The sequence below is a fragment of the Marinifilum sp. D737 genome (genome assembly GCF_026672275.1).
GTDB lineage: Bacteria > Bacteroidota > Bacteroidia > Bacteroidales > Marinifilaceae > Marinifilum.
This window is the reverse complement of record NZ_JANQCD010000055.1, coordinates 1-23042: the sequence shown is the minus strand read 5'-3', so window position 1 is coordinate 23042 and position 23042 is coordinate 1. Positions and strand designations below refer to the sequence as shown.

The following is a 23042-nucleotide window of genomic DNA, read 5'->3' as shown; positions in this document are numbered from 1 at the left end:
TCTGTCTTGAAATTTCCTCAACACTTTTAAGCTTCATTAACTTTTGTTTAAACCATTTAGCAAATTTCCATCCTACATTTGTAATGTACAAAACAGAGAAGTTTTTTCATAGGTTAGATTTAGGTTAGTAAATAGTGGTTAGAAGAAAATCCCGGACTGAACAGGTTCGGGATTTTTCTTTGGTATAAATTCAAGCTCATATTTTGAAAAAAAGACTTTTTAATCTTTATTTGTAATGAATTTAAATAAACAAACTAAACTATGGAAGAAGTAAAATCACCATGTATAAAAATATGTCGTCAAGACAGCAATGGAGTATGTTTTGGATGCCAGCGAACTACAGAAGAAATTGGAAACTGGTCGCTTTACAACGATGATGAAAAGAAAGAAGTACTAGAAAAGGCCAGAAAAAGAACCAACGCACCAGATACCGCATCAGGCGTATTCTTCAGATAGACCTTTACCTAGCATAAACTATTTTGTTCTTTTTTATAACTTTACGGTCCTTTTCAAATCACAATATCAGAAAACAAGCCAAAACGGATGAAACTAAAATCAACCTTTTATGTAATGATTATCATGCTGATGATTTCGGCATGTGGACAAAAAAAAGCAGAACAATTACAATTAAAAATATACGGAACCAGTGATGTTCACGGAGCACTATTTCCTTACGATTTGGTTAACGAACGAGAAACTTCTACCTCGTTGGCTCAGGTTTATGAGTATGTAAACGAGCAAAGAAAAAATGCTGATGCTGAAGTAATCTTGCTTGACAATGGCGATATCCTGCAAGGCGATCCTTTAGTTTACTATTCGAATTTCGAAAAAACAGAAACCAAACACATTTGTGCCGATGTAATGAATTACATGGGATACGATGCAGCTACAGTTGGAAATCATGACATTGAGCCAGGACATGCCGTATACGATAAAGTGGTAAAGGAATTTGCCTTTCCTTGGTTGGCAGCCAATGCAGTTAAAAACGCAGATGGCAAACCATATTTCCAACCTTATACCATAATCGAAAAACAAGGTGTGAAAATTGCAGTTTTGGGTTTAATCACCCCTGCAATTCCGAAATGGTTGCCAGAGAAAATTTGGTCGGGAATGCATTTCGAACCCATGCTTGAATCGGCACAAAAGTGGATGAAAATCATTCAGGAAAAAGAACAGCCTGATTTTGTAGTTGGATTATTCCACTCGGGCGCTGGAGAAGAGCATGAAAATGAAATGAGCCATGAAAATGCTTCTATACTGGTTGCCAAACAAGTTCCAGGTATCGATATGGTAATCTGCGGACACGATCATCATGAACAAATCGCTTGGTTCGAAAACATTGATAAGGAAAAAGTTTTGGTGATCAACCCCAAAAGCAAAGCTAAATTTTTGGCCGAAGTTGTGGTTGACTTAAGCTGGAACAATGAAAAGAAAGCATACGATAAAACTTTAAAACCAAATTTGGTAGAGATTTCCGACGTTCAAAAATCGAAAGCATACGTAGAACATTTTACACCTTTATTTAAAGAAGTAGAGGCTTATGTATCAAGAAAAGTAGGAAGCTTTAAAACAAGCATATCAACAAAGGATGCCATGTTTGGCGATTCTCCTTTCATCGATTTAATTCAGAACATTCAAATGGATTTGGCAGATGCTGACATTTCATTTGCTGCACCTTTATCTTTCAATGCTACAATTGACTCTGGAGAACTACAGGTACGTGACCTGTTTAAGCTGTATCGATTTGAGAATTTGTTATACACCATGAATCTTACCGGGAAAGAGATTCAAGATTTTCTGGAGTTTAGCTACAACAACTGGTTTCAGCAAATGAAATCGGCAAAGGATCCGATGCTATACATTTCAACTACGGATAAAGGCAGCCGACTAACCACCATGTTTTTCAATTACGATTCGGCCGAAGGAATTGATTACACCGTTGATGTATCGAAGCCTTACGGGAAAAAGATCAATATTTCCGGAATGAGTTCGGGTGAAAAATTCGATGAAAACAAAACCTATCGCGTTGCTCTAAATTCTTATCGTGGAAATGGCGGCGGTAATCACCTGACCGAAGGTGCTGGCTTAACGAAAGAAGAATTAACCAGTAGATTGATTAACTCAACCACCAAAGACCTTCGCTACTACCTAATGAAATGGATAGAGAAAAAAGGAACGGTTGACATTGAATGTGACAACAACTGGAAAGTAGTTCCTGAAAAATGGCATGCTACCGCCAGTAAAAAAGAATATGAGTTGCTTTATGGTGAAAAGTAATTAACCACAAAGTACACACTAAGGTTTTTCACGAAGTCTCACAAAGGTATATTTAATCCTTTTGTGAGACTTTTTTTCTGTAAAACCTTGAGCACTAACAAGTCGCTCTCAATTCACATTCTCACAATGACGAATAGTTTTCATTTTTCTTTGTGATTCTCATTTTATGATGAAAGTTCTTTATTCTTATTACTTTGTGCTCCTTTGTGAAGTACTTCGTTATCCTTAGTGGTTAAAAATCAACACTCATAAATGATACGGAATATCTCACGCAAGCATTCTTGTCTTTGCTCAATAAATCCCATATGTCCTGATGTTTGCAATACAAATGGAGTTAAATGATTCTCTTTGGCAATTTGTCCTGCCACCTGAAAAGGAATAAAATTATCCATTTTTCCAATGATACTTACCTTGGGCATATCCAATCCTTTCACAACATGATTTCGATCAGGTCGATTCATCATGGCTTCCAGGGCAACCACTATTCCTTTATCGGAAGTCTGACAGGCTATTTTTGTGATTCTCTCAATTTCGTGTGCAAATTTTTTCAGGTTGCTATTCGAAAAAGTGTTAGGAATGCTGGTTTTACAAATCAGTTCCTTCTTCCCTTTTTTTACCAGTTCAATTTCTTTTTGCCTATTGGCTTTTTTCTCTTCGGTATCCGGATTTGGCGATGAATGAAACAAGCAGAAACTTTCCAGTTTTTCGGTAAATAAATCTGCGTAAGCCAATGCCACGTATCCTCCCATGGAGTGACCTATGATGTTGATTCGCTCCAAATTCAAATGTACAACCAATTGATTTACCGCTTCTGCCATCTGATCAATACTGCATGAATCGCTTTTTAACTCTGAATGTCCATGCCCTGGCAAATCAACGGTAATTACTCTGGCCAATCGAGAAAGATCATTGGCAAAAGTTTCGAATGTCTCTACAGATTCCAGGTATCCATGAAGAAGAACGACTGTATTTCCCTTCCCATTATCTCTGAATCGTAATCGGCAATTTTCCAGTTCTAAATACTGATCCATATGTAAATTTGAAATTTCAACAAGTAACACGCAGCAAAAGAGCAAATTGTATTCTTATCGGATAAAACAATTTTTTGCAAGTTTTAATGACATTCTAAATTAGTAGAATATCAAAAAAGCTTGTTCTATAACATACAAATATTTAATAAATTGCATCGTTTTGAAAAAAATCATTACGGAAAATATTCCTTAATTGGTTTATAGTTAGAATTATACCTAGTTTTACAATTCTAATTTTCTAAAAACCTGAATCATAGGATTATCCTAGAATCAATCTAAATAAATTGTATATGTTCCTAAATATTGTTTCAGCCATGGGGAGCGTCTACATTTGCAAGGAATTATAGTAAAAGCTTATAATAAACAGTCTAATTAAATCTTTAAACTTATGAGCAGTTTTTTAAGTTCATCTATTGGGAAAAAGTTGATAATGAGTTTGTCAGGTCTTTTCCTTGTGCTATTTTTGTTGGTGCACTTGATCTTGAACTCCTTCTTGATGTTTGATAGCACAGGAGAGTTATTTAATGCAGGAGCACACTTTATGGCAATGCCGGTAATCCGCTTTGGTTTACAACCAGTTTTATTTGGTGGTTTTATCGTGCACATCATCTATGCAATCATCTTGACATTGCAAAACCAGAAGGCTCGTCCTCAAAAGTATGCTTCGCAGAACTTGGGTAACAGCAGTACCTGGTCTTCAAGAAACATGTTTGTTTTGGGTGGTCTTGTGTTGGTTTTCATTGCAATGCACTTGATGCATTTCTTCGTGCCAATTCAGATTCAAGGAAATGTACATGACGATTATCAATTGGTAAAGAACCTATTTACTAATGGATCAACAGGCCTGGTATACACTGGTCTTTATGTAGTTGGTGCAATCTTATTGGGATTACACTTGGCTCACGGTTTCTGGTCAGCATTCCAGTCTATTGGAATGAGTAATATTATTTGGAGAGCACGTTTGGAAAAAGCGGGTTACATCTACGCAATTATTATCTCTGGCGGATTCATTATTATTCCTTTGTATTTACACTTTTTTGCTTAATTGTTAATATTTAAACGGTTATGACAGTATTAAATTCGAAAATTCCAGCCGGACCATTAGCTGAAAAGTGGTCGAAACACAAAGCTGCTATTAAAGTAGTTAGTCCTGCGAATAAGAGAAAGTTAGATATTATCGTTGTAGGTACCGGTTTGGCCGGTGGATCTGCTGCCGCTTCTTTGGCAGAGATGGGATACAACGTAAAAGCATTTTGCTACCAGGATTCAGGCCGTAGAGCTCACTCTATTGCTGCTCAGGGTGGTATTAACGCTGCTAAAAACTATCAGAACGATAATGACTCTATTTATCGTTTGTTCTATGATACAATTAAAGGTGGTGACTACCGTGCTCGTGAGGCAAACGTTTATCGTTTGGCTGAGGTAAGTGGTGACATCATCGACCAATGTGTTGCTCAAGGTGTACCATTTGCACGTGAGTATGGTGGAACTCTATCTAACCGTTCATTCGGTGGTGTATTGGTAAGTCGTACTTTCTATGCTCGTGGTCAAACCGGACAGCAGTTGCTATTAGGATGTTACGCTTCTATGAACCGCATGATCGGACAAGGTAAGATCGAAATGCACGAACGTAACGAAATGCTTGACATTGTTACTGTTGACGGAAAAGCTCGTGGTATCATCACTCGTAACCTGGTAACTGGTGAAGTTGAGCGTCACGGAGCTCACGCAGTTGTAATTGCAACTGGTGGTTATGGTAACGTATTCTTCTTGTCAACCAATGCTATGGGATGTAACGGTGGTGCTGCTTGGCAAGCATACAAGAACGGAGCATTCTTTGGAAATCCATGTTTCGTTCAGATTCACCCAACTTGTATTCCTGTTCACGGTGAGCAGCAGTCTAAGTTAACTTTGATGTCTGAATCACTTCGTAACGATGGTCGCGTTTGGACTCCAAAGAAAAAAGAAGATGCAATTAAATTGCAAAAAGGTGAAATGGGACCAAATGATATCGCTGATGAAGATCGTGATTTCTATTTGGAAAGAAGATACCCATCATACGGTAACCTAGTTCCACGTGACGTTGCTTCTCGTGCTGCTAAAGAGCGTTGCGATGCTGGTTTCGGTGTTAACGCTGAAGGAAAAGCCGTTTACCTTGACTTTAAATATTCTATCGAAAGATTAGGACAGGATGTAATCGAAGCTCGTTATGGAAACTTATTCCAGATGTACGAAAAGATTACTGATGTAGATCCTTACAAAGAGCCAATGCAGATCTATCCTGCAATCCACTATTCAATGGGTGGAACTTGGGTTGATTATAACTTGATGACTACTGTTCCTGGTTTGTATGCAATTGGTGAAGCTAACTTCTCTGATCATGGTGGTAACCGTCTTGGTGCTTCTGCTTTGATGCAAGGTTTGGCTGATGGTTACTTCGTATTACCATATACTATTGGTGATTACTTAGCTGACGAAATTCAGACTCCTCGTATCGATGTAAATCACCCTGAGTTTGATAAAAAAGAGAAAGCTGTTAACGAACGTCTACAAAGACTTTACAATGTTAAAGGTGATAAGTCGGTAGATTCTTTCCACAAGCGTTTAGGAAACATCATGTGGGATTATGTAGGTATGGCACGTAACGAGAAAGGTTTGAAATATGCTATCGAAGAGATTGCTAAAATCAAAGCTGATTTCTACAAAAACGTACGTATCCCTGGTGATTTCGATGCAATGAATATCGAATTGGAGAAAGCAGGTCGTGTAGCAGATTTCCTTGAATTGGGTGATTTGATGGCTCGTGATGCTTTGAATCGTAACGAATCTTGTGGTGGTCACTATCGTGAAGAATCAGTAACTGAGGAAGGCGAAGCAAAACGTGACGATGACAACTTCACTTATGTATCAGCTTGGGAGTACAAAGGAGAAAACCAAGAGCCTGTATTGCATAAGGAAGATTTAGTGTTTGAAACTGTAGAATTGACACAACGTTCATACAAGTAAACCATGGCAGATAAAGTAATTAAAGAATTAACTATAAAGGTTTGGCGTCAAAAAAACGCTAAAACTGCAGGTAAGTTTGAAACTTACAAAATTAATGATATTTCAGGAGGTACTTCTTTCCTTGAAATGTTGGACATTTTGAATGAGCAATTGATTAACGATGGACAAGAGCCTATCGCTTTCGATCACGATTGTCGTGAAGGTATCTGCGGTATGTGTAGCTTGTTTATCAACGGACGTGCTCATGGACCAGATGATGACATTACAACATGTCAGTTGCACATGCGTAAATTCAAAGAAGGCGAAACAATCACTATTGAGCCTTGGAGAGCTGGTGCTTTCCCAGTAATCAAAGACTTGATTGTTGATCGTACTGCTTTTGAAAAAGTATTGCAAGCTGGTGGTTACATCTCTGTAAATACTGGTGGTGTACCTGATGGTAATGCAATTCCAATCTCACAGGATGATGCAGAAGAAGCAATGGATGCTGCTGCTTGTATCGGTTGTGGTGCTTGTGTTGCTACTTGTAAGAACTCTTCAGCTATGTTATTCGTTTCTGCAAAAGTTTCTCACTTGGCTAAATTGCCACAAGGACGTGTTGAAGCTTCTCGTCGTGCGAAGAACATGGTAGCTAAAATGGATGAGCTTGGTTTCGGTAACTGTACCAACACTGGTGCTTGTGAGGTAGAATGTCCTAAAGGAATTTCTATTGCAAACATCGCTCGTTTGAACCGTGAGTTCTTAGCAGCAAAAATCAAGGATTAATTAGACTGAAATCCAAATATAGTGAGCGCTATCCTTTAGGGTAGCGCTCTTTTTTTCTGAAAGTCTTAAAAATCTTAATAAACTAGATAGCGGTACTCTGTACCTTTAGATTTGATAATTTGTTAAATGTTCTACAAATATTAAGGTGCTCTGCACCGAACTAATGTTCATTCTACATTCACCTGAATAGCAGCAGAGCTGTGTAATCTTTGTAGTTTGAGTCTTAGATATTACAAACGTACGAACACCGTAACTTTTATTACTGTTGGTGTTTACCTTTATTAATCATGAAAGTTTTTATAGACACTTATACTTTCTTATATCGAACTTTCCTAATGTAAAGATGAAGATAATGATTGGTTCGGAACAGGTCTCAAAACTGATTTAACTCTAATGTAATCCTCATCCTTTATATGGATCGAAACCCGAACACGAAAAATCCCCTCGCGTAAACCTCCCAGTTGTTTTGCGGCTTCTTTGGATAAATCAATAACCCGCCCTTTTACAAATGGACCTCTATCATTAATTAAGACGATTACAGAGCGTTTATTTTCCAGATTGACCACTTTTACCAAAGTTCCAAAAGGAAGGCTCTTGTGAGCTGCGGTGTACTTCCATTGGTAAAATATCTCACCAGAACTGGTTTTTCTTCCTTCAAAATAGTCCGAATAGAAACTTGCTTTGCCTTCTTCAGAAGGATCCTCTTTCTCCTGAGAATTTACAGAGGAGAAAATGAAGTTCAGAAATAAGGCTATACAAATTGTCTTCATCCAGATTATTATTACGATGGTGAAATAAAGATGCACAAAAAAATCCGACCATGTGGCCGGATTTTAATCTGTATTGTTTAGCTGAAATTTATTCTCCAGCTCCTTCACCCATGTTAATATCGTATGCTTCCTTTGCTACTCTGTCTACCAACTTGTTTACAAAGTACATATCGTGCATCGAGCTAAAGATCTCGTCAAGTTGTTCAAGAGTTTCCTCACCTATTAATTCTGAAAGTATTACGTCCTCTTGAGTACCATCTTCATTTGTGAAAGTAATTTTGATGTCAAGTCCACCTCTACAGAATGCATGATCTGATTCATCTTCTTCTCCCTCGCCTGTGGTTGTATCTTCATTATGAAGAACAGTAATTACAGCATCCTCTTCTAATTCACCATCACGGTATACCATGTATTCTTCACTTGAAGAATTCTTCACAATCTTGATATTACCAATTGTCAGAGCATATTCATATTCTGCATTTTCTTCACCATTACCTGGAGTAAACGAAACCTCTTCCATGAATAACACATCATCATCTTTCTTAAGATTGTAAGCAAACTCAATTTCTTCTCCAAATTCAAATTCGTGACCAACAGAATATCCGTTAGGGAATCCAAATTCCGATTCATAATCCCAACTCATATTTGTTGACATGTTCATATCCCAGTCAACAAAAATACTTCCTGCAGCTTCTTCTTCAATGGTAATATCTGCATCTAATAAATAATCGAATTCAAAGCCTTCATTATTCATTACTGTTGAAGAATTATACTGAGAGGCGGTAATATTGAAATCATTATCCATTTCGCTTTCACCTTCCATTTCCTGATGAAGCATCCAAGGGTTCTTAGCCTTTTCCTGAGGTAGGTTAATTACGAAAAATTCACTCTCTTCTGCTTTTTCAAATGCAAACTCTCTTCCCCACATTTTAGTGCTGCTCCCTTCAGATTCACTTGTTGGAAGGATATAGTTATATACTCCTTTTATATCTTCAAGAGTAATTGTTCGAGTAAATGAAAATCTATCATCAGATCCATCTTCAGTTCCTTCTTTTGTACTTTCACTCAAAGTAATCAATTTATATCCTTCTGATGTCGAAATTTCTTCCACAGCAGTAGCTAATGATTGAGTTTCACTGGTCAAGTTTTGTTCTAATGTTTGATCTTGTCCTGGTGTTTTATCATCAGAACTTGAGCAACTCCAAAGTGCAGCTGAAAAAGCCAACAACATTCCTACGGCAACAATGTTTCTTTTCATATCCTTAAATTTTAGTTGATAATCCTCCAAATGCTATTTCCCAATATTTTTACATCCGGATTTGATTAAAAATCTTGTTTAATTTCTCATCTTAAAAGCTTTACAATTAAAATACCGAAATTGTATAGGTGTACCCTACCCCAACTTGCAATTTTAATTAACACCCTGTAAACGTAGAAGTTATATTTTTTGTTACAAAAAGACTAAAAATGGTTGTAAACGGAAAAATCTATGAACTGTAGAATTTAATGGACAAGTTGTGTGGAATTGTTCTACAGTAAAAAACTACCCAAAAAAGAGGTAGTTTTTATTATCTGCTTAATCTGGACTATGCTTTTACACTATTTTACCATAGCTGAAAGTTAATTGGAGCTACATGGTACAATTTAATTGGCTTTCCATTCTTTATTGCTGGTTTCCATTTATCACATTTTTTAATGGCATCAATAGCTGCCTGATCAAGATCAGGATCTACTTTCTGCAAGACATGAAAGTCCACTGGCTTGCCTGACTCATCAATTGCAAATGCCAGCAATACACAACCTTTTATCCCATTTTCCTGACATATTCTTGGATATTTAACGCTACGTGACATATGCTTCACGTATCGATCAAATCCACCCCTGTATTCCGCTAAAGTATCAGCATTTGCATAAATATTATTGGGTAGCTTAATATCCTTACAAATGGTGTACGATTGAGTCATTAACTCTTCTTTAAAAACATCTATTCCTACAAGTTTATTATTGAATAGATTCTGCCACTGCCCAACTCTATATAAGGGAAACATCTTTTTGCTTAAACCTTTTTTTCTAATTTTCCCTTCGTGGTTATACTCCTCTACCTGATAACCACCACTAATCTTTTTATAAGATCTGATAATTTTATTGCCGTCACAACTAATTTCATAACGTCCATCTTTCGTTCGCTTTATGATCTCTGTTTTTTCGTACTTCCATTTTTCTTTTTTTAACTCATAAGTCATCATAATCGACTTCATGTCATTCTTTTTTTGAAACACTATCATATGGTCTGCACCATTCTTTGTTGGATAAGGCGCATGACTCTTATAGTAAACGATTGTATCATTTTGAGAATATAAAGCTTGAGTACAAAGCAGAGCAAGCAACAAAATTACTGTATGTTTCATAATTATTATTTGATTAGAGCATAAAAGTAGCATAATTATTCTACGATTAATTTTATACTTGAAAAAAGATGAAATCTTGTTTGCGAACGGTAAAATAGCAAGCTATATTTTTTGTATATTCGCAAATCACAATTCCTATATTGCTTAAACCAATTTAATTAATGCCTTACCGCCGATTACCAAATACCGACTCGGCACGAGTACGTGCCCTTAAAGCTGCCTTAAGTATTAGCATGAGAGTCAATCGTTTTGACTTGGCTTTTTCATACTCATTGTACCAAAGAATAGAAACCTTTTTACCTCATTATGAGCTTGCAATAAGAAATCACAGGCAAGCCTTAAGTCAACAATCGAGTAAAAGCAAAGAGTACAACGAGAAACTGAGAAAAGCTCGCTTATATGTATCTCATTTTATACAAGTTTTAAACTTTTGCATCATTCGAGGTGAAATGAAACCTGAGGTACGTGAATTTTACGGCATTCGCAAAAATTCGAAAGCCACTCCATCCCTATTAAAAGATTCGAAAGTAATTGAGTGGGGAGAAAAATTGGTTAAAGGAGAACAGGAAAGAACCAGAATGGGTGGAAACCCAATTTACAGCCCATCTATTGCTTTGGTACGTGTTAACTGTGAAAACTTTAAACAAGCATTCAATTATCAAAAAACACTACAAAATAACACCCACCGCTTCTCCGAAAAAGTTGCAGAGTTTCGGGAAGATGCTGATAAGCTAATTCTTGATCTTTGGAACCAGGTTGAAAAGAAGTTTGGATCGCTAAGTGATGAAGAAAAGCGTGAAAAATGTTCAGAATACGGCGTTGTATATGTTTGGCGAAAAGGTGAACGTGAAAAATTAGAACAAGTTAAAATGGCCGAGAAAGCTTCGCTAAGCCTGCCTTTTACAGATGCTTCTGAAAACTCGTAACAACAACAAAACAATTGCCACTGAAATTAAGCCTGTGAACCAATAATTTTCGTTCGCTCCTATGGTTTCCATTTCTTCAGGAATATTTCCTTTACCGATATAATACTTGGTAATAACAGCCATGCCATTGTTTACCAGGTGTGCAATGATTGGTACCCATAAACTTCTTGACCAGATTAATAAATATCCAAAAAGAATTCCCATTGCCATACGCGGTAGTAATCCGTAAAATTGCATGTGAAGTGCTGCAAATAAGAATGCTGTAATGATAATTCCCCAATGAATATTATTGGTAAGTTTTCCAAAAATCCCCTGTAAAACCCCACGAAATAAAAGCTCTTCTCCAATAGCCGGAATTAATGCAATTACCACAAGGTTTACAAGTAAGTCGGAGGTAGAATTCATTACCAAAAACTTCTCGGTTACAACTTTTGCCCGTTCTTCATTTTCCATCATCCAGTTTTCAATACCCGACATGAATTCCGGTAAACTTAAATGGGAATTCACCTGAGCCAAAAGGTTAATCATGGGCAATGAAAAAATAATAATAAATGTTGCCAACAACACTTTTGAAATATTGGTACCTTCCGCCAAATACAAGTATTCTCGAACCTTCTTACTAACCAAAAAAGCAACAATAAAAGGAGGAATTATAAACATCCCAATTGAATAAACTGATTGATAAAACTTTAAAACCGAAAGGTTTACCAAATCACTGTTAATATCAATGGCTTGCAAATCTGTAAAGATGTTAATATCGAAAAACACCAGTGCCAATACAGTACCTACAAACATCGCTAACAGGAATGATACAACTACAGCAAGCAAACTAACTATCAAATGGGTAAATGGGCTATGATCACTCAAAGATCCTTTTAACATGATTCTTTTTTTAAGTTGAAACACAAAAATAGCAACAAAAGGCAATTATCAAATTTAAAATCTAAAATCAGTTCGTACATAAAATTCAAATCATGCATAATACTGTTTGACTATTCGACTATTAGACTGTTCAAGACTTTATTATATCTTTGTGCACTGATTTTTACCGAATATAAAAGAAGCTGAAGTGAAGATAGGAAATTTGGACTTAGGAAAACAGCCAGTTTTATTGGCTCCAATGGAAGATGTTACCAATCCTCCATTTAGAGTGTTGTGTAAGCGTTATGGTGCCGATCTAATGTATACGGAGTTTATCTCATCAGATGCATTGATTCGATCGGTAAACAGAACCATGAAAAAGCTTACCATACTGGAAGAAGAACGTCCTGTAGCCATTCAGATTTACGGAAAAGAGGTTGACCCAATGGTTGAAGCTGCCAAAATTGTTGAGGAAGCCAAACCTGATTTTCTTGACTTGAACTTTGGCTGTCCGGTAAGAAAGGTAGCTGGTAAAGGTGCAGGATCAGGAATGCTTCGAAACGTACCACAACTCTTAAAAATTACCGAAGAAGTTGTAAAAGCGGTAGATATTCCGGTAACGGTTAAAACCAGGTTGGGTTGGGATGCTGATTCAAAAATTATTGTTGAGCTTGCAGAGCAACTTCAGGATGTTGGAATTGCAGGCCTTACCATTCACGGAAGAACTCGTTGCCAGATGTATAAAGGTGAAGCCGATTGGACTTTAATTGGCGAGGTAAAAAATAATCCAAGAATGCATATTCCAATTATTGGGAATGGTGACATTACAAATCCTGTAAAAGCCAAAGAAGCATTCGAAAAATATGGGGTTGATGCCATTATGATTGGACGTGCTGCCGTTGGAAAACCATGGATTTTTAGAGATGTGAAACACTATCTGAAAACCGGAGAATTGCTTCCTCCTGCAACCGTGGCTCAACAGGTTGATATGCTAAAAGAGCAAATCGATGCTGCTATTGACTGGATTGATGAAAGAAGAGGAATCTTACACATGCGTAGACATATGGCCGGCATGTTTAAAGGTTTGTACAATTTTAAGCAAACTCGTATCGATATGCTTCGTGCGAATCATTACGATGATTTGATGCTTATTCTGAATAAAATTGCTTCTGAATGGGGAGAATTACAGATTGAAGAAGATTAAAGAATATGATATCCGAAATAGATACAAAAAACGCAAAGACATCTCATCTTTGCGTTTTTTCGTTATTCTTTTGCCCTCTTAAGCAAACATTTATTTTAATATTTTAGGCAGCTCTTTAATAAAGTAGTCCGGATTTATAACATTGTACGTTTCTGTTCTCCTTGTCCACTTCATACTTGAGTTCAGAATATATCCCTTCTGTAATTTTCTAATTTGATCATGATTTAATTCTAATTCTGCAGAAAAAGTTGTAAATCCATATTTGATGTACTCTTTGGGTTCAAAAGAGCCATTGTACGGTAAAATTACAATCTCACCGTTGGATAATTCAAAAGAGAGAAATGATTTCTTTGTAATAAAACCAAAAAATCGAAAACCTTCTTCATCCATTAACTTCCAATTGGTTTTTAATACCACCTTATTGTCCTTTGATAGGATTTGAAAAGCACATTTTACAGTATTCAAGTCATCTTTAAACTTAGCGATTTTAGCACTTTCCCCCTTAATTACAACATGTTCTTCAAGAAGAGTATCCTTCAAATTAATTTCTTTTGTCACTATTTCTTCAGCTTGAAGTGGCACAATATCTTTTATCTCTTCCAGTTTTATCTTTTCCTCATATTTCCAAGTACCATTATTAAATAGCAGAACATACTTCCCTTCAGGAGTTTTCATTCTAATTTGTGCCTCAACCAAGTTCATACCACAAAAAAGAAGTATTAAAACAAGCAATACGTTTTTCATCATTCAATGATTTGAGGTAATGATTTTATAAAATATGAAGGCGTAACAACTTTGTATTCTTCCGTTCTTCGGCTCCAAGTCATATGTGCTTTATACACGATAGAGTTTCTTAGCAAACGTATTTGTTCCTTACTTAATTCCAATTCTGCAGTGTATGTAGAAAAACCATATTTTTCATATTCTTTAGGCTCGAAATCTTTAGTATAAAGCAAATCTATTTTTTTACCTCCAATTAATTCCAGGCTAATCTTACTTTCGTCATTAATGAAGCCAAAATAAGAATAGGCTTCACCATTCATGACTTTCCATTCTGTTTTCAATATGGCTTTTCCATCTTTCGATGTTAAGGTAAAATCACAACGAACAATATTTTTATGCTTAAAATATTTCGAAAGTTTTTTACTCGGACCTTCAATAAATGCCATTTTTTCAACAACACCATCTTTCAAACTAACAGGAGAATTATCTACAACAGGTACATTTGTTGGCACGCTAACTTCTCCAGCTTTCTTTTGCACCTCCTTGGCATTTGCATTGGGAAGTTTTACATCGGCATAGGTCCAGGTTCCATTGTCGTAAAGAATCACCACTTTTCCATCGGAAGTTAAAGCTGTTTGCTGTGCATTTGCAACAATTGAAATTCCAAATGCAAGCATGCAGAATACGAAAATCTTCTTCATTTCTGTAATTTTTAATAAGTTATCGCTATTAGAAATCAACATGATTTCTATTCATTAATCGGTAGTGGGAAATACTTATCAGTTAAACTGTAAGTATCTTTTGGTAATGTATTGTACAGGAAAACGCGAAGCGAAGTACCCAATTAATACAACCGTTATAAAGATGATAAAAATATCAGAAAGATGCACATTTACCGGATAAGAGTTCATAAAGAAACTTCCGGCAGCCAATTTTACGAATCCAAATTTAATTTGCAAATAACAAACTATAATGCCAAGAACTACACCTAATATAGCTCCTGAGAAAGAAATCAAACAACCTTCGATTAGAAACAATTGTCTAATGGTCTGCTCATTTGCACCCAAACTTCTTAATGTGCTAACGTCCTCTTTTTTATCCAATATCAACATGGTTAATGAACCAATGATATTAAAGGAGGCAATTACCAAAATAAATGCTAAAATGAAGAAAACTGCGGCCTTTTCTGTCTTCATCATTTTATAAATGACATCATGCAATTCGTAACGATTCTTTACCTGGAAATCATCACCAAGCATTACCTGTATTTCAGATTTCACCTCTTCAATATCTGCAGAATCATTTATCCCTAGTTCTATTGCACTTACTTCATTTTGATAACTGAATAGTTTACGTGCAAAACTTAATGGAACCAAGGTATATTGCGTGTCAAAATCGGCTTGAACCTGAAAAAATCCCGATGGCCATATAATCTCAGTATTAAAGGCATTCATAGGATTGTGTCCAACTTTAGCATTGCGCTTAGGCACATAAAACTTAATGGGATCTACAAAAGTTAAGCCTACACCCAAATCTAATGCAACTCCATATCCCAACACGGCAAACTGATACTTATTTGTATCCAACACAAAGTTCCCATCTGTCATCATGGTATCAATGCCAGTCATCAGGCTAAAGTTTTCATCAACTCCTTTTACAATTGCAGGACGTTGACGATTGCCATATTTGAGAAGCGCATTTTCTTCCAAAACTTCGGAAAAGAATACTACCTGCTCCATGTTTTTAATTTCTCCAAAAATTGAATCGGGAACAAATGTTTTGCCTTTTGCAGGAAGTATTTTTAAATCGGGATCGAAACAACTAAACTGCTGATCGATAAATTGATTTAAGCCATTAAAGGCCGACAACACAATTACCAAAGCCATGGTACCAACCATAACACCAACTACTGAAATTAGTGAAATGATATTGATAACATTCTGTTTTTTCTTTGAAAACAGGTATCGCCTGGCTATGTGAAAAGGTAAATTCAAATTCAGCGGAAGAGTTTATGACAATAAGTTGTCGATATTCTCGATATAATCCAAAGAATCATCAATGTAAAAAGCCAATTCAGGAACTACTCTTAATTGCTTACCAACTTTGGTTCCTAAAATTCTACGGATGTTCTTGGTGTTCATTCTAACCACCTCAAGTGTTTCTTCCGACTTGTCTGATGGAAAAATACTAAGGTATACCTTTGCAAGTCCCAAATCCGGGCTAATTCTTACAGTAGTAACCGATATCATTTTTCCTCCAAATAGATTTCGTCCTTCCTGCTGAAAAATCAATCCTAAATCCTTTTGTAATAATCTTGAAACTTTGCTTTGTCTTGTGGTCTCCATATGTATTTTTCTAAATTTTATACAAAGATATAATAAAGTCTTGAAAAGTTTTGAAGAGTCGAAAAGTCGAAAGGTTAAAAAAGTACAAAAGTCCAAGAACTGAAAAGTTAAAAGCTGAGTTCGATAGGAAAGCATTTGCTTTTTATACATTTGCAGCATGGCTGAATGGATAGAATATGGATATTGGGGATTGTTCCTGGCAAGTTTTTTGGCTGCAACCATTCTCCCATTTAGCTCAGAGGCAATTCTTAGTCTTTGCGTTTATTCTGGTTTTGATATCAGCTTGACTGTAGCTGTTGCAAGTTTAGGCAATTGGTTGGGCGGATTAACAGGGTATTACCTGGGATATTTGGGCAAATTGGAGAGAATTGAAAAATGGTTGAAAATTAAACCTGACAAGGCGATTAAATCCAAAGAGTTTCTCAGAAGCAAAGGAAATGCATTCGCTTTTTTTGCTTTTCTACCATTTATAGGTGATTTAATTCCTATTGGATTGGGATTATTACGAACCAATCCGTACTGGATGGCCCTGTTTATGGCGGCTGGAAAAGTTTGTAGGTATGTAGTTTGGGCTTGGCTAACATTACAAGCTTTGTCTTGAAAATTCAAATATCAAATCTGAAAAATCAAATTAAATACTCAATCACAATAGAATTATCTAATACTATTTTATTTATCGGATAGGTTTCATAATTTTGTCGAACTAAAATTTTTAAGTATAAACAGCTCATATTTGAGCGATTAATGAATTGAATGATGAAGACAGTAGTAAGTGGAATTCGATCTACAGGTAACTTACACCTGGGAAATTACTTCGGAGCAGTGAAGAACTTTGTGCAAATGCAAAACGATAACAATTGCTTTTTCTTTATTGCTGATTGGCATTCCCTGACTACACACCCAACTCCTGCAGATCTTCATATCAACGTAAAACGTGTTTTGGCTGAGTACCTTGCCTGTGGAATTGATCCTGAAAAAGCAACAGTTTACGTACAAAGTGATGTGCCGGAAATTCCTGAATTGTATTTGTTGATGAACATGAATGCATACCTGGGAGAGTTGGAAAGAACAACTTCGTTTAAAGATAAAGCTCGTAAGCAACCAGAAAATGTAAATGCTGGTTTGCTAACCTACCCTGTTTTGATGGCTGCGGATATTATTATCCACAAGGCAAATCAGGTTCCTGTAGGAAAAGATCAGGAGCAAAACCTGGAGATGGCTCGTAAATTTGCACGCCGATTCAACAACATTTATGGTGAAGAAACCTTCCCAATTCCTCAAGCTTATTCGTACACCGGTGAGTTTATTAAAGTTCCGGGATTAGATGGATCGGGTAAAATGGGTAAATCAGAGGGTAATGCAATCTGCTTGGTTGATGATCCAAAAGACATCCGTAAAAAAGTAATGAAAGCAGTTTCAGATAGTGGTCCAACTGAAATGAACCAGGAAAAACCTGAACCAATTCAGAACTTGTTTACTTTAATGGATATCGTTTCTACAAAAGATACCTACGATTTCTTTAACGACAAGTACAACAATTGTGAAATTCGCTATGGCGATATGAAAAAGCAGTTGGCTGAAGATATTATCAACTTTACAAGCCCAATTCGCGAACGCATTTTGGATATCATGCAAGACGATGCATACTTGCACAAAGTAACCAAATTGGGAGCGGAAAAAGCACGCGAAAGTGCATCTAAAACTCTTGAAGAAGTTCGCAGATTAATTGGTTTTAGAAAATTCTAAACTCAATATATTTAAAAGAAAATGCCAGCTTACAACAAGCTGGCATTTTTTATCTTTAAACTTTTTCCAGAAAATTTTCAAAAATACTTTCTACTTTCTCCAAAGATGAATTCAATCTATGATCGCCTTCAATTAGATGCAGCGTACATTTCGACTCTTTGGCATACCGAACCGAATGTTCGTAAGGTATTACCTCATCCGATATTCCGTGAACAACATGAATATGCTTGCCATTAAGTGAGTATTCCTGTTTTTCATATCCTTCTAAATATAAAGCCGGAGCCATCAGAAAAATGGCTTTTGGATCAACCTGCTGCGAAGCTACCAAAGAAACATATCCACCCATACTCGAACCAACCAATATATAATCCTTCTCCTCACCTTTTAAATAGTTTAAGAGTTGATTTACCCGATCATCGGGATTTGAATAGGCACGATAATCCAAACTATCCACCTCGAATCCATTTCGCTTAGCTATTTCACTTAATCTCTTTATTTTCGTTCCCCAAGGGCCACTTTCTTTACCATGTGAAAAAACAACTTTCATTTTAAGTTTCTACTTTAAGTTTTCTAATATTCCAATGCCAATTCTTTGCCATCAATTACGCGGAATGCTCCTTCAGCCAGTGCTTCCATTTCATTTTCTCCGGGATATACAAAGAATTCCGTTAAACCACCAACATAATCCTTCAAATCTGCAATAAAACGATCGGAATAGGCAATTCCTCCGGTAATAACAATTCCATTTGCTTTGCATTTCATAGCAGCATGGTAAGCCCCAATTTCCTTGGCAATCTGGTACACAAAAGCATCATAAACCAAGCGTGCTTTTTCATTTCCTGCCTCAATCAGTTTAAAAACATCACGCAAATCATCAACACCCAAATATGCTTTTAATCCACTATTTTTACTTAAAAGTGTTTCCACCTCTTTTCGTGGTTTTGAGTAACACAAATCCATAATGCCACGCGTAGGAATTGCACCTGCACGGTTCGGAGAAAATGGCCCCATTCCCATCAAAGCATCATTTACGTCGGTAATCTTTCCTCCTTCAACCGAAGCTATGGATATTCCTCCTCCAAGGTGTGCAATTACATACTTGGCATCTTCGTAGGCAATGCCTTGCTGAGCCGCAATTTTCCTGGCTGTCATTTTCATATTTAAGGGATGTCCTCTACGATTTCTTTCAATGCCTGGAACACCCGAAATTTGCGCCTTATCAATAATATTTCCAGCCGAAACCGGATCAACGGTATAACTTTCATCTAATCCATGATGTCTGGCCAATTTATTTGCCAACAAGCTTCCCAAATTCGAAGCATGATCTCCATATTTTCCAGTTCGTGCATCTTCTAAAAACTCATTACTAATTCGATAGGTTCCTCCTTCCAATGGCTTTACAATTCCACCTCTACCAACAATACCTACAACCGAATAGCCCTTGCCATTCAGCATATCATTCAAGCAGTCTTTTAACATTTCAAAACGGTATTCGAACTGATCGGTGACACGATTAAACTGATCCAAATCTTTTTGCAAATGTCTCGCTACAAAATCTTCTACCAATCCTACCCGGTTGTAAAGTGCTATTTTGGTTGAAGTCGATCCCGGGTTAATCACAACCACTATTTCATTTGAATTCATAATTATCTGCTTATTCTGTTTTTCACTTTGGTCCATTCATCAGTTGCCAAAAAACTCTCGTCCATATTGGCAATCATATCAAGCATTTTTTTCATTGGAATCGCCAAACTCAAAGTATTGGCAGGCACATAAGGACGTGCAGAAACATCAAACATTCCAAGGATGGCTTTTGGATTTTCTTTTTGGCTCTCTTGGTACGGGAAAGTAATAATTGAGCCACAACCTGAAGAAAAAGGTACAATTGTACTCTGCAATTCACTTTGATCATAGTTCGATAAAGTAAACAAACCCGACAAAACATCCGGTTTGGCAAAAAAGATTATCACTTCGGGCTCATCCTCTTCCAATAATTGATCCCACCTTTTAAAACTGATGTATTTGGCAGGAGCATTATACACAGGAAACTGATTGATCACTTTTTGGGCAATTTCCGGATTCTGAAGATACCTTTCCTTTCCGGTAGATAGAAAATCGGCCAAACCTGGCATAAATTCTGAAAAACCACAATAAGTTTTGCCTCCCCCACAGCTTACCGAATCAGCAGAGAAGCTTAAACTCTCCCCTTTTCTTATCCTGTTTAACTGCCCAATAATACACATCCAGTTTTTCGGTCGTATCTCTTCCTCCTGTAAGGGATCATTACCATACCAAAAGGCAATGGGAAGATCGGTTTCTTCCCCAAAATACTTCCCAAACTTTTCAATAAAACTTTCTTTTACATTGATATTCATTGCAGTTGATTTTAGGCTCTTATAAAAATATCAATTTTGATCTCAAGTTCATCACACAAGAACAATTAATTCCAATAAAATAAATTGGTAAAAAAAGATATCTTTGTATGAATAAGGCAAAAGAATTTTTCATGAACAAAGAGCTCTTAATCGAAAAGTACAACGTTCCCGTACCACGATATACAAGTTATCCAACCGTACCTTTTTGGGGTGATGACAAACCAGACTCAAAAGACTGGTTAAAAGTAGTTAAACGCACTTTTGATGAATCGAATTCAACAAAAGGAATTAGTATTTATGTGCATTTGCCCTATTGCGAACGCTTGTGTACTTATTGTGCTTGCACAAAAGTGATTACTCGCGACCATGGAGTTGAAGACAAATATATTGATGCTCTGCTTCAGGAATGGAAAATCTATCTGAATACTTTTGGTGAAAAGCCAATTCTTCGGGAATTGCACCTGGGTGGTGGTACTCCCACTTTCTTCAGTCCGGAAAACCTAAGGAAACTGATCAACGGCATTAAGGAAAATGCCATTTTGCATGAGAATTATGAATTCAGTTTCGAAGGGCATCCCAACAATACCACAAGAGAGCATTTGCAAGCTTTGTATGATGTTGGCTTTAGAAGGGTAAGCTTTGGAGTTCAGGATTTCGACCCTGAAGTACAGCGTGTGATTAATCGCAAACAAAGTTTCGAAATTGTAAAAGAAGTTACTGAAGCTGCCAGAGAGATTGGCTACCAATCGGTGAATTTCGATTTAATTTACGGATTGCCAAAGCAACAAATTTCATCGGTTCGCGATACATTCGAGAAGGTTTCGGAACTGAAACCAGATAGAATTGCCTACTATTCGTACGCTCATGTACCATGGAAAACCAAAGGTCAGCGCATGTTTACCGATGCCGATATTCCGGATAGCGCAGGAAAACGTGCTTTGTACGATCTGGGAAAAGAAAAATTGGCTGAACTGAACTACAGCGATATTGGTATGGATCACTTCTCCTTGCCTCACGACGAACTGTTCGTGGCCAGGGAAGAAAAACGCCTGCACCGAAACTTTATGGGATACAATACTTCCCACACCGAATTGTTGATTGGCCTGGGTGCCTCATCCATTTCTGATGCAAAGTATGCCTATGCTCAAAACCCTAAGGAAATTCATTTGTACGAAGCAGCCTGCGAAAAAGGCGAATTGGACTTGGTGAAAGGTTATTTCCTTACGGATGAAGACTTGACTGTAAAAAGCGCTATTCTTGACATTACCTGTCGTCGTGAGTTGTTCTTTACCGATGAATTACAAAAATACCTGCCTGAGAGCATTACCGAGGAACTGAGCGTAATGAAAGAAGAAGGAATTATTGAACTGGACGAAGAAAAACTAATCGTTACCGATTTGGGTATGATTTTCCTTCGAAACATTGCCAAACCATTCGACAACAAACTGCGCTACTCACAAAAAGGTGGCGATAAAATGTTTTCAAAAGCGATATAAAATGAAAGGCTGCCAATTTTGGCAGCCTTATTTAATTTATAAAGTAGTATACCATAAAGTGTTTTACTCAAAATCATCAAAAACAAAAGCTGTTCCTGAACCAGTTGAACCTCTATAAAATTTAACTACTGGATTAGTTATAGTATATGTTTTTCTACCATCCATGTTTACATATCGATTAGCTGCATACAAATGAACACGATCTTTTGTATTATCCATTGCGGACACACTATAATGAGTTTTCACTAAACCTGACGAGTTAGTATATGTCAATTTGGTACACTTAAATTCTAATCTATTATCACTCTTATGATCTTTCCAATTATCTCTGTAATATTTACTTTTAGCACCTACACTTGCTCCAATATCCCCATAAGTTTCAGCATAAAGCTATATCTTTACTTTTCTATGACTACTATACATTTATAGCTTGAGGATTACTTAACCATTCTCCAGATTTTGTAATTACAAGATCATTATTCGAAGGACCTGTGTATCCACCTCCTCCATCTACTTCTCCAATTTCGTAAGGACGATCATACTCATCAATCATTCTATAATCTTCCCCTTCTCTCTCATACTTAGTGATTCGATCTGTTTCAGCAAGATATACATTATTACCAACTGCTAAAACACCATTTGAATTAAACTTCTGAGCAACTACAGGATCACTAATGATAAGTTCGTATTCATCATTTCCTATTGGCCTTAAAATATCAGCATGTATTTCTACAGCTTGTTTATATTCTGCTTCTTTTTCTGGATCTACTGAGTATTCAATAATTTCTTGATAGGCATCCCACATCGTTTCAACATTAGCATTTGCTTTTGTTTTTCCAGAGGCTGTCATTACATCTGTATTGTTTGCAAATGTTATAAATGCTGATGCGTTTATTTTATTAAGATGATTTTCATTCTTGACAGATTCAACATTATTACTATCATCACAAGCAGTAAACATCGTAGCAGCGGCTACTGCAATTAAATAAAAATAATTTCTTTTCATTGTAATTTATGAAGTTGTTTAAAGTCCTCCTGAAAAACTGCGAGCAACATCTTGATTCCATTGGCATCAGCTAATTTTTATTACGTAACTTCGGCTATGCAAT

24 protein-coding genes are annotated in these 23042 nt (G+C 36.6%); 10 read left to right on the top strand and 14 right to left on the bottom strand.

Annotated elements, in window-relative coordinates; translation table 11 throughout:
- Positions 1-261: 261 nt before the first annotated feature.
- Together NQ163_RS19635 and NQ163_RS19630 are read left to right on the top strand one after the other, a co-directional pair.
- A complete protein-coding gene (locus NQ163_RS19635) occupies positions 262-456 on the top strand; it encodes a DUF1289 domain-containing protein (protein ID WP_268192020.1) in 195 nt (64 codons plus the stop codon).
- A gap of 87 nt (positions 457-543) precedes the next feature.
- On the top strand, positions 544-2277 hold the full coding sequence (locus NQ163_RS19630; protein WP_268192019.1) for a bifunctional metallophosphatase/5'-nucleotidase: 1734 nt from the start codon (positions 544-546) through the stop codon (positions 2275-2277).
- Positions 2278-2516: 239 nt separating this feature from the next.
- Here the strand turns inward: NQ163_RS19630 and NQ163_RS19625 are convergent, their stop codons facing one another.
- On the bottom strand, positions 2517-3308 hold the full coding sequence (locus NQ163_RS19625) for an alpha/beta fold hydrolase (protein ID WP_268192018.1): 792 nt from the start codon (positions 3306-3308) through the stop codon (positions 2517-2519).
- A 388-nt stretch (positions 3309-3696) separates the two neighbouring features.
- On the opposite strand from NQ163_RS19625, the gene NQ163_RS19620 reads away from it, so the two are divergent.
- From NQ163_RS19620 to NQ163_RS19610, 3 genes are read left to right on the top strand one after another with little or no spacing between them, the layout of a single operon-like run.
- The gene (locus NQ163_RS19620; protein WP_120238188.1) at positions 3697-4353 is read left to right on the top strand and encodes a succinate dehydrogenase cytochrome b subunit; all 657 of its coding nucleotides are present in this window, start codon (positions 3697-3699) and stop codon (positions 4351-4353) included.
- A 20-nt stretch (positions 4354-4373) separates the two neighbouring features.
- The gene (locus NQ163_RS19615; RefSeq protein WP_120238187.1) at positions 4374-6314 is read left to right on the top strand and encodes a fumarate reductase/succinate dehydrogenase flavoprotein subunit; all 1941 of its coding nucleotides are present in this window, start codon (positions 4374-4376) and stop codon (positions 6312-6314) included.
- A gap of 3 nt (positions 6315-6317) precedes the next feature.
- Complete coding sequence (locus NQ163_RS19610) at positions 6318-7079, top strand: succinate dehydrogenase/fumarate reductase iron-sulfur subunit (protein WP_054715437.1); 762 nt, start codon at positions 6318-6320, stop codon at positions 7077-7079.
- 332 nt (positions 7080-7411) lie between these two features.
- Here NQ163_RS19610 and NQ163_RS19605 read toward each other — a convergent pair whose 3' ends face one another.
- The 3 genes from NQ163_RS19605 to NQ163_RS19595 form a co-directional block, all read right to left on the bottom strand.
- Positions 7412-7849 carry a septal ring lytic transglycosylase RlpA family protein gene (locus NQ163_RS19605; protein WP_268192017.1) on the bottom strand — a complete coding sequence of 146 codons (438 nt, stop codon included), beginning with the start codon at positions 7847-7849 and terminating at the stop codon, positions 7412-7414.
- A gap of 88 nt (positions 7850-7937) precedes the next feature.
- A complete protein-coding gene (locus tag NQ163_RS19600) occupies positions 7938-9107 on the bottom strand; it encodes a hypothetical protein (protein WP_268192016.1) in 1170 nt (389 codons plus the stop codon).
- Positions 9108-9453: 346 nt separating this feature from the next.
- On the bottom strand, positions 9454-10257 hold the full coding sequence (locus tag NQ163_RS19595; RefSeq protein WP_268192015.1) for an energy transducer TonB: 804 nt from the start codon (positions 10255-10257) through the stop codon (positions 9454-9456).
- A gap of 161 nt (positions 10258-10418) precedes the next feature.
- Between NQ163_RS19595 and NQ163_RS19590 the strand changes: the two genes are divergently transcribed.
- Positions 10419-11183: a hypothetical protein gene (locus tag NQ163_RS19590; RefSeq protein WP_268192014.1), complete on the top strand. Its 765-nt coding sequence runs from the start codon at positions 10419-10421 to the stop codon at positions 11181-11183.
- On the opposite strand, the gene NQ163_RS19585 is transcribed toward NQ163_RS19590, so the two are convergent.
- Positions 11145-12065 (bottom strand): CPBP family intramembrane glutamic endopeptidase, encoded by a 921-nt coding sequence (locus NQ163_RS19585; protein ID WP_268192013.1) that lies wholly within the window; start codon positions 12063-12065, stop codon positions 11145-11147. The genes NQ163_RS19590 and NQ163_RS19585 overlap by 39 nt on opposite strands.
- A 187-nt stretch (positions 12066-12252) precedes the next feature.
- On the opposite strand from NQ163_RS19585, the gene dusB reads away from it, so the two are divergent.
- On the top strand, positions 12253-13248 hold the full coding sequence (gene dusB, locus NQ163_RS19580; protein WP_268192012.1) for a tRNA dihydrouridine synthase DusB: 996 nt from the start codon (positions 12253-12255) through the stop codon (positions 13246-13248).
- Between the two features lie 90 nt (positions 13249-13338).
- Here the strand turns inward: dusB and NQ163_RS19575 are convergent, their stop codons facing one another.
- From NQ163_RS19575 to rbfA, 4 genes are all read right to left on the bottom strand, one after another.
- Positions 13339-13992: a hypothetical protein gene (locus tag NQ163_RS19575; RefSeq protein WP_268192011.1), complete on the bottom strand. Its 654-nt coding sequence runs from the start codon at positions 13990-13992 to the stop codon at positions 13339-13341.
- Positions 13992-14672 (bottom strand): hypothetical protein, encoded by a 681-nt coding sequence (locus tag NQ163_RS19570; protein ID WP_268192010.1) that lies wholly within the window; start codon positions 14670-14672, stop codon positions 13992-13994. Before NQ163_RS19570 ends, NQ163_RS19575 begins: the two co-directional genes overlap by 1 nt.
- Positions 14673-14750: 78 nt before the next feature.
- Positions 14751-15965, bottom strand: coding sequence for an ABC transporter permease (locus NQ163_RS19565; protein ID WP_268192009.1), 1215 nt, complete (start codon positions 15963-15965; stop codon positions 14751-14753).
- A 15-nt stretch (positions 15966-15980) separates the two neighbouring features.
- Positions 15981-16316, bottom strand: a complete 336-nt coding sequence (gene rbfA / locus NQ163_RS19560; protein WP_054715409.1) for a 30S ribosome-binding factor RbfA — start codon at positions 16314-16316, stop codon at positions 15981-15983.
- Positions 16317-16473: 157 nt separating this feature from the next.
- On the opposite strand from rbfA, the gene NQ163_RS19555 reads away from it, so the two are divergent.
- The gene (locus NQ163_RS19555; protein ID WP_268192008.1) at positions 16474-16917 is read left to right on the top strand and encodes a YqaA family protein; all 444 of its coding nucleotides are present in this window, start codon (positions 16474-16476) and stop codon (positions 16915-16917) included.
- Between the two features lie 155 nt (positions 16918-17072).
- Entirely contained in the window at positions 17073-18062 is a 990-nt protein-coding gene (trpS, locus tag NQ163_RS19550) for a tryptophan--tRNA ligase (protein ID WP_268192007.1), read from the top strand.
- Between the two features lie 55 nt (positions 18063-18117).
- Here trpS and NQ163_RS19545 read toward each other — a convergent pair whose 3' ends face one another.
- Genes NQ163_RS19545 through NQ163_RS19535 form a run of 3 tightly spaced genes read right to left on the bottom strand, consistent with a single transcriptional unit; the run spans position 18118 to position 20437 of the window.
- Positions 18118-18609, bottom strand: a complete 492-nt coding sequence (locus NQ163_RS19545; RefSeq protein WP_268192006.1) for a YqiA/YcfP family alpha/beta fold hydrolase — start codon at positions 18607-18609, stop codon at positions 18118-18120.
- A 23-nt stretch (positions 18610-18632) separates the two neighbouring features.
- Entirely contained in the window at positions 18633-19706 is a 1074-nt protein-coding gene (buk, locus tag NQ163_RS19540) for a butyrate kinase (RefSeq protein ID WP_268192005.1), read from the bottom strand.
- A gap of 2 nt (positions 19707-19708) precedes the next feature.
- Positions 19709-20437, bottom strand: coding sequence for a DUF169 domain-containing protein (locus NQ163_RS19535; RefSeq protein ID WP_268192004.1), 729 nt, complete (start codon positions 20435-20437; stop codon positions 19709-19711).
- Between the two features lie 107 nt (positions 20438-20544).
- Here NQ163_RS19535 and hemN point away from each other — a divergent pair, with 107 nt between their 5' ends.
- Complete coding sequence (hemN, locus tag NQ163_RS19530) at positions 20545-21933, top strand: oxygen-independent coproporphyrinogen III oxidase (RefSeq protein ID WP_268192003.1); 1389 nt, start codon at positions 20545-20547, stop codon at positions 21931-21933.
- A gap of 63 nt (positions 21934-21996) precedes the next feature.
- Here hemN and NQ163_RS19525 read toward each other — a convergent pair whose 3' ends face one another.
- Positions 21997-22152 carry a hypothetical protein gene (locus NQ163_RS19525; RefSeq protein WP_268192002.1) on the bottom strand — a complete coding sequence of 52 codons (156 nt, stop codon included), beginning with the start codon at positions 22150-22152 and terminating at the stop codon, positions 21997-21999.
- 196 nt (positions 22153-22348) lie between these two features.
- The gene (locus tag NQ163_RS19520) at positions 22349-22939 is read right to left on the bottom strand and encodes a hypothetical protein (RefSeq protein ID WP_268192001.1); all 591 of its coding nucleotides are present in this window, start codon (positions 22937-22939) and stop codon (positions 22349-22351) included.
- Between the last annotated feature and the right edge of the window lie 103 nt (positions 22940-23042).